At 44.2% G+C, this 15,614-nt stretch carries 15 protein-coding genes; 3 read left to right on the forward strand and 12 right to left on the reverse strand.

What is annotated here, in order from left to right; all coding sequences use genetic code 11:
• Positions 1-22: 22 nt before the first annotated feature.
• The 6 genes from AC57BQ_RS00320 to trxA form a co-directional block, all read right to left on the reverse strand.
• Positions 23-337 (reverse strand): Dabb family protein, encoded by a 315-nt coding sequence (locus tag AC57BQ_RS00320; RefSeq protein ID WP_496404403.1) that lies wholly within the window; start codon positions 335-337, stop codon positions 23-25.
• 439 nt (positions 338-776) lie between these two features.
• Positions 777-992, reverse strand: a complete 216-nt coding sequence (locus tag AC57BQ_RS00325; RefSeq protein WP_496404404.1) for a hypothetical protein — start codon at positions 990-992, stop codon at positions 777-779.
• Between the two features lie 48 nt (positions 993-1,040).
• Entirely contained in the window at positions 1,041-1,262 is a 222-nt protein-coding gene (locus tag AC57BQ_RS00330; protein ID WP_496404405.1) for a DUF4304 domain-containing protein, read from the reverse strand.
• 64 nt (positions 1,263-1,326) lie between these two features.
• Positions 1,327-2,712, reverse strand: a complete 1,386-nt coding sequence (locus tag AC57BQ_RS00335; RefSeq protein ID WP_496404406.1) for an ABC1 kinase family protein — start codon at positions 2,710-2,712, stop codon at positions 1,327-1,329.
• A gap of 8 nt (positions 2,713-2,720) precedes the next feature.
• The gene (locus AC57BQ_RS00340) at positions 2,721-3,374 is read right to left on the reverse strand and encodes a TetR family transcriptional regulator C-terminal domain-containing protein (protein ID WP_496404407.1); all 654 of its coding nucleotides are present in this window, start codon (positions 3,372-3,374) and stop codon (positions 2,721-2,723) included.
• A gap of 104 nt (positions 3,375-3,478) precedes the next feature.
• Positions 3,479-3,775, reverse strand: a complete 297-nt coding sequence (trxA, locus tag AC57BQ_RS00345; protein WP_090462669.1) for a thioredoxin — start codon at positions 3,773-3,775, stop codon at positions 3,479-3,481.
• A gap of 342 nt (positions 3,776-4,117) precedes the next feature.
• On the opposite strand from trxA, the gene AC57BQ_RS00350 reads away from it, so the two are divergent.
• Entirely contained in the window at positions 4,118-5,005 is an 888-nt protein-coding gene (locus AC57BQ_RS00350) for an alpha/beta hydrolase (protein ID WP_496404408.1), read from the forward strand.
• Between the two features lie 215 nt (positions 5,006-5,220).
• Here the strand turns inward: AC57BQ_RS00350 and AC57BQ_RS00355 are convergent, their stop codons facing one another.
• Positions 5,221-6,879 (reverse strand): ArnT family glycosyltransferase, encoded by a 1,659-nt coding sequence (locus tag AC57BQ_RS00355; protein WP_496404409.1) that lies wholly within the window; start codon positions 6,877-6,879, stop codon positions 5,221-5,223.
• A gap of 240 nt (positions 6,880-7,119) precedes the next feature.
• Here AC57BQ_RS00355 and AC57BQ_RS00360 point away from each other — a divergent pair, with 240 nt between their 5' ends.
• A complete protein-coding gene (locus AC57BQ_RS00360) occupies positions 7,120-8,373 on the forward strand; it encodes an alkaline phosphatase family protein (protein ID WP_496404410.1) in 1,254 nt (417 codons plus the stop codon).
• A gap of 239 nt (positions 8,374-8,612) precedes the next feature.
• On the opposite strand, the gene AC57BQ_RS00365 is transcribed toward AC57BQ_RS00360, so the two are convergent.
• The 4 genes from AC57BQ_RS00365 to AC57BQ_RS00380 all read right to left on the reverse strand — a co-directional run bounded on the left by AC57BQ_RS00365 (position 8,613) and on the right by AC57BQ_RS00380 (position 14,486).
• Entirely contained in the window at positions 8,613-11,162 is a 2,550-nt protein-coding gene (locus AC57BQ_RS00365; protein WP_496404411.1) for a phosphocholine-specific phospholipase C, read from the reverse strand.
• 136 nt (positions 11,163-11,298) lie between these two features.
• Entirely contained in the window at positions 11,299-12,423 is a 1,125-nt protein-coding gene (locus AC57BQ_RS00370; protein ID WP_496404412.1) for a TIGR03364 family FAD-dependent oxidoreductase, read from the reverse strand.
• A gap of 15 nt (positions 12,424-12,438) precedes the next feature.
• Positions 12,439-13,797 carry a DUF5690 family protein gene (locus AC57BQ_RS00375; protein ID WP_496404413.1) on the reverse strand — a complete coding sequence of 453 codons (1,359 nt, stop codon included), beginning with the start codon at positions 13,795-13,797 and terminating at the stop codon, positions 12,439-12,441.
• Positions 13,798-13,799: 2 nt separating this feature from the next.
• Positions 13,800-14,486 carry an HAD hydrolase-like protein gene (locus AC57BQ_RS00380; protein WP_496404414.1) on the reverse strand — a complete coding sequence of 229 codons (687 nt, stop codon included), beginning with the start codon at positions 14,484-14,486 and terminating at the stop codon, positions 13,800-13,802.
• A 197-nt stretch (positions 14,487-14,683) separates the two neighbouring features.
• Between AC57BQ_RS00380 and AC57BQ_RS00385 the strand changes: the two genes are divergently transcribed.
• Complete coding sequence (locus AC57BQ_RS00385) at positions 14,684-14,893, forward strand: GDCCVxC domain-containing (seleno)protein (protein WP_496404415.1); 210 nt, start codon at positions 14,684-14,686, stop codon at positions 14,891-14,893.
• 19 nt (positions 14,894-14,912) lie between these two features.
• Here AC57BQ_RS00385 and AC57BQ_RS00390 read toward each other — a convergent pair whose 3' ends face one another.
• A complete protein-coding gene (locus tag AC57BQ_RS00390) occupies positions 14,913-15,491 on the reverse strand; it encodes a helix-turn-helix domain-containing protein (protein WP_496404416.1) in 579 nt (192 codons plus the stop codon).
• Positions 15,492-15,614 lie beyond the last annotated feature (123 nt).

Genomic DNA, 15,614 nt, shown 5'->3' on the forward strand with positions numbered 1-15,614 from the left:
CATAATATGTTTGAACAAACGGCTATATGTTTACACTATCAGATACAACTACTTTGGCACACAGTGGCTTAGCATACTGTTCGGCAAAAATAATATGAGTAGGGTCTATCTGGTAAGCGGCCTGAGCCTCGGGTGTATTAAACAGGAGCAACAGGGAAACATCGTATGAACGGTCGATTACATCGCGATTGGTATCGGCGGGTATACCAATATGGATATCGCGGATATGAGCAATGGGTTTCAGCAGATTTAAGCCCTCTATAAGTTTGTCTTTATCGGCTTTATTTTTAAGCCAAAAATGTACATGGTGAACAAAGGTATTTTCAAGTAATGGCATGTGCGTTTGATTAATTTGAATGCTAAACTAAATTATTGAAAACAATGTTACAACTCCGGACGAGTTTGATATGGAAAAACTTTTTAAACCTTTAATTTTAACACTTTTCCACGCAAAAACGGTTGAAAACTGGTCAAAAATCACTCAAAAAACATCGATTTTAACACTTTTTAACAAATTTTAACACGATTTTGATGCGTTTTGAAAACTTTAAAAAGTATTAAACTATTGATAGTCAATTAATTAAACTGAAAAAGGTTAGTTTTTGTTCCCTTTTGACTCTTAACAAAATAGCCCGTTTGTCTGATGAAAAGACAAGCGGGCTGTGTGATACATAAATATACGAAAATTTGCGGAGATAGTCAAATCATATCATCTTTTCAGTTCCCTCCCTCGGGATGGAAAGAATCGCACTATCCTGGCTTTTTATCGGGTATCATTACTCTTTCAATAGTTCAAGGTAATAATTTATTTGGCCTTGGGTAAGGCCCATCGATTTTCCATCTTTGAGCATTTGGTAAAGATCATCCGTCGATTTCAGTTTTTCAAATTGAAGGATAACCCTGTTTGCAACTAAGTTATTGATCTCTTCCGCGGCTAAAACAGCATTTTTTTTACTGTCGATCAGCCACCATTTATCATTAGGTTTATCCATGAACCGACCGATGCGTTGGTGATAATGCCGGGTGTGTTCAGGAGGGAGTTATGAATCGGAAAGTTTATAGAGCTTTGAGGAAAAGATCTCGGTATTCAGCGTGATCTTTAATTGGTTTGCTGTAGAGCTTTGACTGCTTTGCAAGCTGATATAATAAGTAAGATCGGGTGTTATATGGCTAAAGATGTTGCCCTTGCGCTTAAATCCGAGGGGTTTAAGCGTAAACGCCAATTGATCTATAATGATCTTTTTAAATTCTTTTGAGCTCATTTTCTGCAGGTAATTTAATTAAAATTACTGCTATCCGCTAACCGGAAACTGCCAACTCAAAAAATTAATACTCCAGCACCACGTGCGGCTTAAATGTATCGGTTTTAACCTCGGCTTTTAACTCATGCAGGATATTGTACAGGCCAAAGTTGGTACGGTTTACGTAGATAAAATGCTTTACGCCGCGGGCTTGTTTAAACTCGGGTAGTTTGGATAAACGTTCGCCAAAGCGGTACAGCTGGTCGAAAAAGGCTGTCTGGCTAAAATCAAAATGATTATGGATGTAAGGCATGGCAAACAGCTCTATCATTTCGCGGAACTGGGTATAAAAAAACTCGATCTGCGCCGGGGTATCATCCTTGTGGATCATATCCAGCTGACGGAAAGCCTTGATGGTCTCGGTTTTATTATCCAGCAAATTGGTGGATGTAAGGGAGAAGAAGGGATAATAAAAATCCTCGGGCATCTCTTTGATGCAGCCAAAGTCAATAACACCCAGTTTACCATCGGGGGTGATCATGAAGTTACCGGGATGCGGATCGGCATGTACAGCACGTAGTTCATGCTGCTGAAAATTGTAAAAATCCCACAGGGCTTGGCCTATCTGGTTACGCAGCTCCTGCGAGGGGTTGGTGGCCAGAAACTCGCGCAGGTGTTTACCCTCGAGCCAGTCCATCGTGATGATGCGTTTGCTGCTTAGTTCGGGATAATATTTCGGGAATACAATATTATCCAGGTTGGCACAGGCGGTCGAAAATTCGATGGAGCGGCGCACTTCCAGCTCGTAATCGGTTTCTTCCAGCAGGCGTTCTTCTACCTCCCGCATATAAATATCTAATTCGCGCTCGCTCATACCCAGCATCCGGAAGGCAAAGGGTTTTACCAGTTTCAGATCAGACGAGATAGAATCGCCCACACCGGGATACTGGATCTTAACCGCCAGTTTTTTACCATTCAGCTCGGCCTGGTGAACCTGGCCAATAGAGGCGGCATTGGTAGAGCGGATATTGAATTTATCAAAGATCTGATCGGGGTTTTTGCCGAAGTATTTTCTAAAGGTTTGCACGATCAGCGGCCCCGAAAGCGGTGGCGCATTGTATTGCGATTGGGTGAACTTATCTACATAGGCCTGCGGTAGCAGATTTTTATCCATGCTGAGCATTTGCGCCACTTTGAGGGCGCTGCCTTTGAGCTCGCTTAATGATTTATAAATGTCCGCAGCATTATCCTCGTTCAGTTCGGACTTGTCCATATCCGGGTTGAACAACTTTTTAGAATAATGCTTAATATAATTACCGCCGATTTTAATGCCTGTGGTAACAAATTTGGCCGAACGCTGTACTTTGGTGGTGGGCATGCTGTTTTGTTCGGGAGTGCCCCCATCTCCTTTTAATCCGATAGCTATCGGATCTCCCCCGCCAGGGGCGACTTTATCATTTTCATCTACCATAGGTAATGTTAAAATCCCATCTTATCCTTTATACCACCGTTTTTAACCAGGAACTTGCCATACTCAAACAGGTTGTCGATAGGTGAGCGCTGGAACAGGTCGAACGTTACGTTAACACCTTTTTCAATGGCTTCATCAGTTTTCTCGAACCCGGCCGAATTATCATTCACCCAAAAGTTAAGTACAAACACAAATTGTACCCATAAAGCGTCTTTATAGCGTTTGCTGAAAAATTTACGGTCGCTCAGTTCTGATGATTCCAGACCTTCTTTCAGTATCTCGTCGGCAAAGTTTTCGTAAATATCTTTCAGCTGTTCAAACACACGGGGCGTAGTAAACCCTTTGGGCTGTTTGTTAATGGTGTAAATGGCAAAACTGCGGCTGTTTTTGATCAGTTCGAAGAAACCATAAAAGAAGGATAGGGCTTTTTCGCGGGCGCTGTATCCGGCCCAAACTTCCTGTCCACGCGTCTCCGTTAAAGTTTTGCGGGCAAAATCGGCCCAGATGTTTTGTTCAACCGCCTCAAATGAGCCAAAGAACTGGTAAAACTCAGCCTCGGTCATTTCGTTCTGTTTGGCAAAAATGTAAACCGATTTGGGCTGCGCGCCTTCGGTCAGTACATAATCAATATACGCGTTCTGGATGCTTTCGATAGTTGCCATAATTATATTGCTTTAATAAACCTCTCCTAAATCCTCTCCAAAGGAGAGGACTTTACTTAGCACATCTTAGTTTTTAACTCCCTCTCCTTTGGAGAGGGCCGGGGTTATATAAACTGCTCAACCGCCTGTTGTAATTGCCGGGCCTGTATCACCCCACTTTGCCGCCATTTGGTTTGCCCTTTTTGAAATATCATGAGGGTAGGCACGCTTTGTATTTTATAAGCGTTGGCTGCCGAGGGGTTTTTGTCGATATCTATTTTCAGGATTTTTACCTTGTCGCCAAGGGCGTGTTTTACATCCTGCAATATCGGCGGCATCATTTTACAGGGGCCGCACCACTCGGCCGAAAAATCGACCAGTACAGGGGTTTCAGATGCTATAATTTCCTGGAAGTTAGCCATAGCGTATTTAATTAGTTCAAGGGTGAAAGTTCATAGTCCACTTGTTATGAACACTCTAATTTCGTAAAAGTTTAGGGTATTTAAAGGTATATGGTATATTATGACTTTTGGGTTATGAAGAAGGTGCGGGCTGCATATTAAGAAAACCGTCATTGCGAGGTACGAAGCAATCTCTACGTAAGCAGGTGGGGCATTCAAAGTTTAAACTGTTCTATTCGCCCTGTATAGCATAGAGATTATTAATCTTTTGATTGTTTTTATCGGTATTAATGAGCTCCCTCCAGTCGGTTGTCTTCGTACCTCGCAATGACGGTTTTTTGGTTAAAATACCTAAATTTAAGCATGCAAACCAAACTAATCATTTACTTATACCTGCTGCTGAGCTTGCCCATGGGCATGATGGCGCAGGATAAACCAACCGTGATACCGCTTTGGCCAAAAGGTGCGCCGGGTTTCGAGAACCGCCGTAATGAGCCGGAGCAGGCTAAAGATTATTGGGTGAAAAACATCCACAATCCATCGCTTACAGTTTTTGCGCCACCGGCGGGTAAAGCCAACGGCGCGGCTATTGTGGTATGCCCGGGCGGCGGTCACCGTTTGCTGGTTTATACCGCCGAGGGGATAGAGCCGGGTAAATACCTGAGCAACCTGGGCATAACCGTTTTTGTACTGAAATACCGTTTGGGCAGGGATACGCTATCGCCTTATAAAATTGATGTACATGCCAAGCAGGATGGTTACCGGGCTATGCGCCTGGTGCGCAGCAAAGCCGCTGAGTATGGTTTGGATACCAACCGCATAGGGATGATGGGTTTTTCGGCCGGTGGCGAAGTGGTGGATATGGTGGCCTATGGTCCGGGTAAAGGTGATTCAAATGCGCCTGATCCGGTAGACCGGTTGAATGCCCGGCCAAATTTTGTGATCCAGATATATCCCGGGCCGCTGTATGTACCCGATGTGCTGCCTGCTGATGCTCCTCCTGCCTTTTTGCTGGCTGCCAATGATGATCCTTGCTGCTCGCTCCCGATAGTGAAACTGTTGAACGCGTACCGGACTGCCAAAATACCGGTAGAGGTGCATTTGTACACCCAGGGCAGTCATGGTTTTAACATGGGTAACCGGTCCAAACTGCAATCTATCAACACCTGGCCGCAGCGCATGGCCGACTGGCTAACCGATAATAACTATTTAACACCAGTAAAAAGGGAAAGACCAAAGGTGCTGCATTGAATAAGTCAAAATTCAAAAATAAAAAGTCAAAATGTAGGTGTTGATTAGCAAGTGGTTTTGACTCACCCTGTCATCGCTACGCTCGACATCCCTCTCTTCGCCTTCGGCGGAAAGAGGGAATTTGAAAAAAACGCGTCATTGCGAGGTACGAAGCAATCTCTATGCTTTACAGAGCGATTAGCCAAGTGATCATCCAACAATGCCGTGAATGTTATTTATGGATTTAACAATACCACCTGTACCTCTGATAACTCCTTCTCGCGCGTGTTGCGGTTCAGAAATGTGGGTTTAAGACGAGTTACGGAATAATGTTTAAAGGTTTTGATGACCGTGAATTTCCAGCCTTTTGCTTCCAGGTCATGCAGTACACCGGTATTGGCGTAGAGCAAACCCTTACCCTTTATTGGGGTAGAACCGGTAACTTCTGTGAAGGGGGCATCCAGGTAGAAGTTAAAATCGTCATGAAACATACCATCATTAATATAAACCGGGAGCTTTTGCGAATTGTTTTGGTTGATCCACAGGGCAGCCTCACTGCCCGATTGATAATGCAACAATGATGGATAAAAACACAGGTTAAGAAACAGATTCACCACAAACGAGGCCAGCAAAGTGCTGAAAATAGCTCGCTGCATGCCCGTAGAAACTTTGCCTGGTAAAAATATTAGCAGCAACAGGAATATGGCGATGATGGATCCGGTAAGCCAGCCAAATGTTTCGGGGCGATAAAAATACCACAACGTAACTGTAACCAGCAGCATCAATACAATAACCACATTTTGGGTGACGCGTACTGCTTTGATACTTTTTTCGGATTGGAGCCCGCCGAGATATTGGGCTGTGATAATGGCGAAAAATGGGAATACGATATTTAAATAATGCGGCAATTGAAATTTGGATGCCGAAAACAGTAGAAAAGTGATGAGCGATCCGCAGATACAATACCACTCCTGCGCCTGTACATTTTTGATACCCTTTTTAATGAACTGAAATATCGCCACAAACAATAGCAACGACCAGGGCAGAAAAGCCCAAAGCGTGGTATGGATAAAAAAGGTAGGATCGCCATGACCTTTGATGGGGCCGGTATTAAAAAAACGCCCGAACTGACTGTCCCAGAAAAAGAATTTGATACCGGATACTCCGGTGTGCCCGAATACCACCTTTTCGGGGTGGAGGTCAAACTGCCGGTACAGGCACCATACTTCGGGAGTGATAAAAAGCAGTACCAATACTATTGCTAATAGCCAGCGCCAGTGGAAAATTTGTTTCCATTGCCGGGTGATGAGCAGATGACCAACTACAGCCCCGCCGATAGTGATCAACGCGAACATACCCTTGGTCATCACCGCGCAGGCGGTGAACAGACAGGCCAGCACCAATTGCCAGAAACTGTTACGGGTATGCGCTTTATAAAAATAGTAAACCGAAGCAATAATTAACCCTGTTAAATAAGGCTCGGCACGTACATCGGTATTGGAAAGGATGATATGCTGGGCGGTAAGCAATATCAAGACGGCCCACAAAGCGGTTTGCTTATTATAAAGATCTTTGGCAAACTGATAGGTATAGACAACACCCATCATCATAAACAGAATGCCTGGAAGTTTGTAAGCCCAGGTAGTAAGCCCAAAACATTTGAAAAATACCGCGGTAACCCAAAACGGAAAATGCGGTTTATCGAGCCAGTCGCTACCCCAGGCAAACAGGTCGGCGTAGTTGTTACGCTGCACCATGTTTTTGGCGATGGTGGCATACAAGTTAGCATCAGGCCCCATAATGGTGGTGAACAAACCGCTAAAATTGATGATCACCGCCATGCCGATGAACAGGTATAGCCATTTGGTTTGATGAGCGGTACTGGGTTGATGCATATAAACAAGCCGGGTAAGACTGCTGTAAATATAAACAGATTTATAGATCGAGGATGGAAGGATTTTTTTGGGAGTAAGGATTTTGGGAGTAAGGAAGTAAGACAGGTTGTCTTACTTCCCTTGATCTATTATCCATAAATCCTTGTTCCTTGCTCCAAAAAACTTCCAAAACATAACAATTTATTAACGTCATGATTTTTAAAACGGGGTAGTTTAGTACCTTGTACCATCCAAATATAAATGATGCGAAATTCTACTAAATTAACTTTATCAAGCCTGTTTTTACTGGCAATTTTAAGCGTAAACGCCCAAACCCGCACCAAAAAAGCAGTTTTTATTATCGCTGATGGCATCCCTGCTGATGTGATCGAAAAACTGAATACACCCAATCTGAAATTGATAGCTCAGCAAGGCACTTACCTGCGTGCCCATGTTGGCGGCGAAAAAGGCGGCTATTCGCAGACACCAACTATATCGGCCAATGGATATAACAGTTTGCTTACTGCTACCTGGGTAAACAAGCATAATGTTTGGGGCAACGATATTAAGGCTCCTAACTATAACTACTGGAACGTTTTCCGGATGTTTAAAAATGCTTATCCTAATAAAAAGACCGCCGTTTTCTCGAGCTGGACGGATAACCGTACTAAACTCATCGGCGACAATCTGCCTGCTGCGGGTAATATCCACCCAGATTATGCCTATGATGGGTACGAACTTGATACTGTGAAATTTCCGCATGATAAGCTGAGCAATTACATGCACCTGATAGATGAGCAGGTGGTTACTTCCGCCGCAACCTGCATCAAGGATAAAGCGCCCGACCTATCATGGGTGTACCTGGAATTTACTGACGATATGGGGCACCGGTATGGCGATAGTCCGCAGTATTATGATGCCATTGAAAAAATGGACGCGCAGGTTGGTCGTATCTGGCAGGCTATTCAGTATCGCCAGAAAAACTTTAAGGAAGACTGGTTGATATTTATCACCACAGACCATGGTCGCAGTGAGCTAAACGGCAAAGACCATGGTGGACAAAGCACCCGCCAACGCTCTACCTGGATGGTGACCAACTATAAACCGTTGAATAATTACGCCAAATATTATACACCGGGTATTGTAGATATCACCCCATCCATCAATACTTTTTTAAATGTAAAAGTACCCGCGATGCAATCGCGTGAGCTGGATGGCATATCGCTCATCGGCCAGATTTCTGTTGCAGAACCTCAGGCAAATTTTGTACAAGGCTCCTTAGATGTAAGCTGGAAAGCGCTGAGCCCGCAAGGCAAAGTAAAGATCTGGGTAGCCGCTGCCAATACTTATAAAGAAGGCCAGCCCGATGATTATAAATTACTGGCCGAAGTTCCCGTAAGCAAGGAGCATGCTTTGCTGGATGTTAAAAACCTGTCATCCAAATTTTATAAGGTTTGTATTGAAGGACAATTTAACACCGTAAATAGGTGGGTTGTTTTGGAGGAGAAGAAATAGGGGAGAGAGAATCAAGAGATAAGAATCAGGAATCAAGAAATAAAACAAATTATGTCATTGCGAGGAGGTACGACGAAGCAATCTCGTCGGGAGCCATGTCTACTCGCGACATAAACGCGATGAGATTGCCACGCTGCGCTCGCAATGACATGTGTTTTTGGATGTTATAGATAATACGACAATAAAAGAAGTCCGGGCATTAATGCCCGGACTTTCTTGTTTTCTTATGAACAATTAGCCTAAACTACTTTCCCCATCAGCGGATCACTAAAGCTGTGTTGCCCGGTTTCTACACGACCGGCGTAGCGTTTTTCGAAAGATTGACTGCCGGTAACTTTTACACTGAAATCATACCAGCCATGGCTTTTGGCCAGGTTAAGTACCAATGTGCTTTGCCCTTTGGCGATTAATACTTTTTTATGATTATTGGTTTTATAGGCATGGTCGGTGATCTCAATGGTATGCGGTTTGCCATCGGCATTAGCCAGTTTTAAGGCGATGTTGCCGCTGAGCTTGTTGCCTGTATGTTCGTAATCGCAGGTTACATCCAGGTGCGGATCGGCGGCATTACCTCTATACTCCCGGAAGAAACCGTTAGGGCCGTAAACGCGCAGATGGTACTCTCCATTCTCAAATTCATGTACCGGCCAGTTATCAGTAAGGCTATCGCCTGCGGTAAGGGCGTATGCCCAGGTACGTAGCGGCTCCATTTGCTGCGGATCATTAAAGCTAACGTACTTGCCCGGCGCGTAAACATTAAAGGGCGCTCCGGTAGCTTTGTCGCCAAATGCCCTGTTATCGGCAGTGAATTTTATTTCGAACGATTTTTTATCGGCACTCAACTTGCCATCGGCATATAGCTGGTAAGGCAGGGCACAGGATGGTTTGATGCCTTTTTCCTGTTGCGGCATATACGGTGATGAGTGCGGATCTTTATTGATCTGTGCAATCTCATCAGCAGTAAGCAGTTTATAGGTAGGCAGCTTTTTAAACTTGGCCTGGTGTATACTCTCTAAAAAAGCGTCTTTAGCTACAAATTCCGGGTTAACTATCTTTTCGCCGTTATAGGGTCTGAAAACGCTGGTCAAATCCCCGCAGATGGTACGGCGCCAGCTGCTGATGTTGGGTTCGGCAACTTTTTTACCTGTTTTTTTGCTTAAAAAGTCTTCCAGGAATTGCAGGGTAGAGGTATGGTCGAATACTTCTGAGTTTACCCATCCGCCCCTTGACCATGGCGAAGCGATAACCAAAGGTACACGATAACCCAAACCTATGGAACATTCCCGGTCAAACATCTGGGGGAAATTATTGCGGGCTTTTTCTTGGGCAAGGGTCACAAAGTCAACGCTGGTATCAATGCCTTTCGAGGTTAAACCAGTACCCGGTTTTTTTGAATGCGGAACTACAAATGGCGGTACGTGGTCAAAGTAACCATCGTTTTCGTCGTAGGCCAATATGAAAATAGTTTTTTTCCAAACCTCGGGATTCTGAGTCAGGATATCCATTACCTCGGATACGTACCAGGCCCCAAACCAGGCAGCACTTGGATGATCCGAGAAGTTTTCGGGCGCCGAAATCCAGGATACGGTTGGCAGTTGCCCGGTCTTTACATCTTCCCTAAACTGGTGCAATACATCGCCTTTGGGTACCAGCAGTTCGCGTTCGGTGCCATCATCGTTATATTTCAGGTTTACCAGTTCGCGGTAATGCGGATCATTGGTATTGGTGACAAAACCTTTCTGATGCAGGTTTTTTTCGCGTTGCGATAAAGTAGCAAATTTACCAGGATCAAGACTTGCCATATCTTTTTTGATATTATCCAGATCGCGTTTTTTCTGTTTCAGCTGTTTTTGCAGGTGATCAATATGCGCATCGCCGGCGGGTAAAGCAGCTATCTGTTTTTCAAGTGCGCTTATCTCGTCGGGCAAAAGGGTAAACCTTTTTTGCAGATAAGTAATATGGTTATCATGCAGCTTGATGTTGTACTGGCCGAAAAATTCCAAAGGATTATCCTGGAAATTCGATAACCATGAGTCTTCCTCGCCTTCAAAACCGCTGTCAATAGCCACCTCGTTCTGGTAATGTTTCCAGGAGATGCCATGATCTTCCAGTCGCTCGGGAAAGGTAGCCCAGTTTAGCGTGCCATAATCCATATCGTCGTTCCACACGTGCGCCAGCGAATCTTCATGCTGCTCGGCCCGTATGGTACCGCTCCAGAAATATAACCTGTTGGGGTTGGTGCCGGTTAATGCCGAACAGAAATTCTGGTCGCACACGGTAAAGGCATCGGCCAGGGCATAATAAAAAGGCAGATCCTCCCGATTATAATAACCCATGGTAAGCGGCATGTGCCTGTATTCTTTAATACCGTTTTGTTTTACGTTGAGCCACTCATCATACTTGCCATCATTACGGGCATTTACCTGGTTGGCCCAGGAATGTGGTAACGATGACATCCAGGTAGCTTTGGTACCTTTGATATCCAGGCGAAAAGGGGCATAAGTTTCACCAGCTTTGTTGGATTGCAGCCATACTTTATTTTTATTAGGCAGATCAATTGCCCGCGGATCGTTATATCCGCGCACGCCTTTAAGCATACCATAGGTATGGTCAAAAGAGCGGTTTTCCTGCATCAGGATCACGATGTGCTCGGCATCCAGATAAGTACTGCCGGCTGCCGGGTTAATGGCCATCGCTTTTTGAATAGATTCGGGCAAAATACTGGCCATGCCAGCCGCACCGGTCAATAATGCTGCTTTCTTTAAAAAGTCTCTGCGGGTATCAAACATTAGTATTTATTTATTGGTCCATGGTCAATAGATCATGGTTATTTTTGTCAATATTAAGAAATTTTAAAATTTATTATCTACGTACTGTATTCTAAACTTTAAATTAATCTATGGTCTATCGACCATGGTCCATGGACTAACCCCTTGCTGCTATTACTTCCTCGCACAGGCCAAATGAAAGCGTCATTCCGTTACCGCCCATTCCGTTGATGATAGTTACACCCGGTTCGATCTCGACCACCAGCTCGGTTGCCCCGTTAGTCATTTTGGGGTAGATACCATGCCATGACTGCAGGAGTTTCCAGTCCTTAAAGGTGGCAAAAGTATGTAAGTACTCTATTATTAAATTATTAATAAATGCCTTGTCGAAGGGGTCATGTACCAGGCCATATTCATGGGAATCGCCGATGGTAAGTTCACCACTGCCATTTTGTGAAACCATGACGTGGATACCCCATTTCAAATGCGTAGCATACTGTTCTTCATAACGTTTGCGCAAAGCCGGTAGGGATGCTGCCGACTGAAAACCAGGATAGTGAATCATGGATAAACCACCGCATAACGAAGGGCCTATGCGCCATTCATCAGGCTGGGTAACCAGGCGCATCATTTGCAGTTTACATTTGGTGATGGGTGTTTGGGCAAACAGTTCGGGGTATAGCGTTTCAAACTCAGCGCCACTGCACACAAATATTTCATCGGCCTGCCAGCTTTGGCTGCCTGATATTACTTGAGGGTGCTCGATACGGCTGATGGCGGTATTCCAGTGAAACTCTACGCCATATTTTTCGGCCAGGTATTTGGCTACCTGACCAACAGCCTCGCGCGATTCTACGATCATATCTTCGCCACTCCATAACGCGCCTTTTAATCCCTCCGGATTAACGGCCAATGATTTGGCAAAGGTTTGAGCCGGGGTTAATAGGGCACAATCTCTGAATTGGTGATTAACCTCTACATATTCTTTAATCGCCTGCAATTCATCATCATGATAAGCCAGGTGCAATGAGCCCACTTCATTATGCCATACACCTGCTTCGGTACAAATGGTTTTCCAGATGCTGCGCGATAGCATAGCGCGATCAAACATTGGTCCGGTTGCCTGTCCGATTGGCCATACCATGCCAAAATTACGGATGGATGCGCCAACGGCACGTTCGTTACGCTCAAACACAGTTACCTTATAACCACGCATGGCTAAAGCGCGGGCGGTGGCTAGGCCAACAATACCTGCGCCTATGATGATTGCATTCTTGTTCATTTGTACAATGGTTAATTAGTTGATTGGGCTGCCTGATATAAGATGGTCGTTGCCCAACAAATTGGCTTGCTCATTTTCACTTTTAACTTTTGAATTTTGACTTGGCCTGGCGCTTTGCAAAAAGTAAATAAGCGACAGCACACCACAGGTACCGCCAATAAGGCCTACAATCATAACACCTTCCTGAAAAAAGTGGCCCCAACTAATGTTTGGATGCCCCAGTTCTTTTACCAGCAGGATGCTTACACTGCCCAGATAGCCCATGGAATCGGCCACGTACATGATAAAACCTACGTTGCTTTTATAGTTAAAAGTGGCTATCATCCGTTCAAAAAATATGGCATTGTAAGGCACATAACCCAGATAAAGGCCAAGCCCCGCCATGGTCATCCAGCTGATGGGGCTGATCAGTTTCATGGTAAACAACAGGGTTGATATCCCAACCAATAAACAGCCACCGATGATAAGCAGATGAATGATACTGAAAGCCTTTAAGTTCTTTTTAACCAGGATCAGCAAACTCATGGCAACCAGTACAATGATGGATATAATGGAGTCGATATTGGTATAAATGCTGTTGCTTTTCACACCCAGGTCGGCCCAGATCTCCACCTCAAAATTATCGCGCACATCACGCATAATGGTGAGCAGTACATATATGATAATGGTAAGGATGATGCCTGGTAAAAAACGCATCAGGAATTGTTTACGTTCGGTAGCGTTCATGGGGCTGCGTTTGGTACGCAGCTTTTGGTCCTCGGCCGTGGGGGCGGGCATCAGTTCCATACAAAATACAAACAGCAAAAGCGGTAATACAAATATGGCGCCTGTTACAAAGGGCATGTGATATTCGTTCACGTGAAAAACGCTGAGCAGAGTGCGCCCAACTGTTTTTACAAAACCCGAGGCGAATATTAAACTGATGGATAACACCGCCGCCATAAACTCAGTAGAGCGACGACCTTCAAGGTAACCAAAAACCAAACCCCATATCAGTCCCAGTGGAAAGCCATTAATGAACAGGAAAATGATATTAAAGGGAGCTGGTACTACAGCAAAGGCAAGCAGTGCCAGCCAGGCAATGCCTATGAGTGTTAAAATATAACGCGCCCTGTTTTTGCTGTTGACCTCGGCTATAAAGCGGATACCATAAAATTTACTGAAAGTATAGCCTACCACCTGGGCTATCACCAGCCATACCTTGTAATCAATATGCAGGTATTGCTGACCGGTAAAGGTGCCCGCGGCAAATGCCTTGCGAAATGCATACATGGAAGTATACAAACCGAATGAGGCCACAGCCGCCATTATTGATAACAGGGAATAAGGCCATCTGGCTACTTTTACCCTGAGGTGGTCCATCAGTTTGATCATTTTTATTGATTTATGATGTCAATTACCTGTGCTATATCATCAATAATGTGGGTGGGGTTATAAGGCTCTAACTGCTCGCGGGTAAATGCACCGGTAGTTACGGCAATAACATATTTGCAACCTACGTTTTGACCTTCGCGTACGTCAACTTCAGTATCGCCAACTTTAACAACCTGCAGCGGATCGGTAATGCCCGCCTCCAGCATCATCTTTTGGATCATATAGGGGTGCGGACGACCAAGTTCTACTTCGTCAGATCCAACCACGTAATCAATTAACCCTTTTTCGCGCCATTGCAGGCGGGTTACTATAGTATCGGCAATATCGCGTGAAAAACCGGTGTTGATACCCACTTGTACACCCGCTGCGCGCAGGGCTGCTAATGTTTCTTCGGCATGGGGCAGTGGCTCAATACCTGGTTCGTATTGGTAAAAACGGATCATCTGCTGAACAAATTCTTTATGGATATCGCTGATCAGTTCGGGAGTGATTTTATCGGTATCGTTTTCAATCAACAACAATATTTGTTTTATGGCCAGCGTTTTTTCATAACCCATTAAAGGATCGATCCGGTTGAGCTCGATGTGGTAATTATATTTTTTTAAAGCTGCTTGAAAGGCTTTGCTTACTTCCTGATCGTCTTTAACCGTGGTGCCGGCAATGTCAAATACTACTAATTTAATGGCCATAATGGGGATAAAATATTGTTTAGCAATAGTAAACTTTGTTTATTAATACCAAACTAAATTTGTGTTAAGATATAGTTAAGGGCAAGAAGTTCTGTAGAAAAGCATATCCTGCATCACTGAATAATCCCTTACCGGCGAAGTAAATACGCACCTTCCATACAGGTTATAATATCGAAAAAATAAAACTAAATTTAAATATGGAAGTAATACTCGTTTCGGAAATTACCTGTCCGGTTTGCGGCTTTAAAAAGCAGGAGGAGATGCCTGAGAATGCCTGCCAGTATTTTTACCAATGCGATAACTGCAGCGCTTTATTGAAGCCCAAAAAGGGGGATTGTTGTGTTTTTTGCAGCTACGGTACTTATAAATGCCCGCCTATGCAGGGCAAGGGCTCATGCTGCAATTGATTTAACAATAAAACAGGTTTTACTTTTTTTCTTCGAAGAAATAAACCGCGAGCATAATGGCTGTGGTTTTGCCCAGGTTTTTGGGGGTATGAGGGATGCGGCCATCAAATAACATGGAATCGCCCTGGTTTATGATTATCCGGTCGTCATTGAACTGATACTCTACATCACCTTGTAAAATATATTTGTACTCAAAAGCGTCGGTTTCTACTAGTGGGCGCGCGGCGCCGGGTTCAAGTTCCAGTATGACAATATCAACGGTTGATTGTGTTATGGATTGGGTAAAAATGCGCTGGTAATGGAAGCCGATGGCGTGTTCTTTTTCAAAATGATCATATTCATGTTTGCGTTTTATCAATATAGGCAAATGATCACTTTTTGAGCGGATATCTTTGAAAAATTCATTCAGGTCAATTTCCAGGGCTTTAATGATCTCAATGAGTACCATGAGTGATGGTATGGTACGGCTGTTCTCAATCTGTGATATTAATCCCTTACTTACATTGGCCCGTATAGCCAGTTCCTGTACGGTGATGTTTTTTTCGCGGCGGCGTTCTTTTATCCGGTTACTGATCTGTATCAGTATATGTTCTTCCATTGGTTAGTTTCCAGTTAGCGGGTGCAAAGTAGTTTTCAAAATCCAAAAGTCAAAACTCAAAAGCCGCCAATAAATTATGGTCAACCCAGAATTGACATCTGAAAAACTCCAAAACAGTAACTT

Source organism: Mucilaginibacter sp. BGA-UO-ETr-C110 (assembly GCF_059567985.1).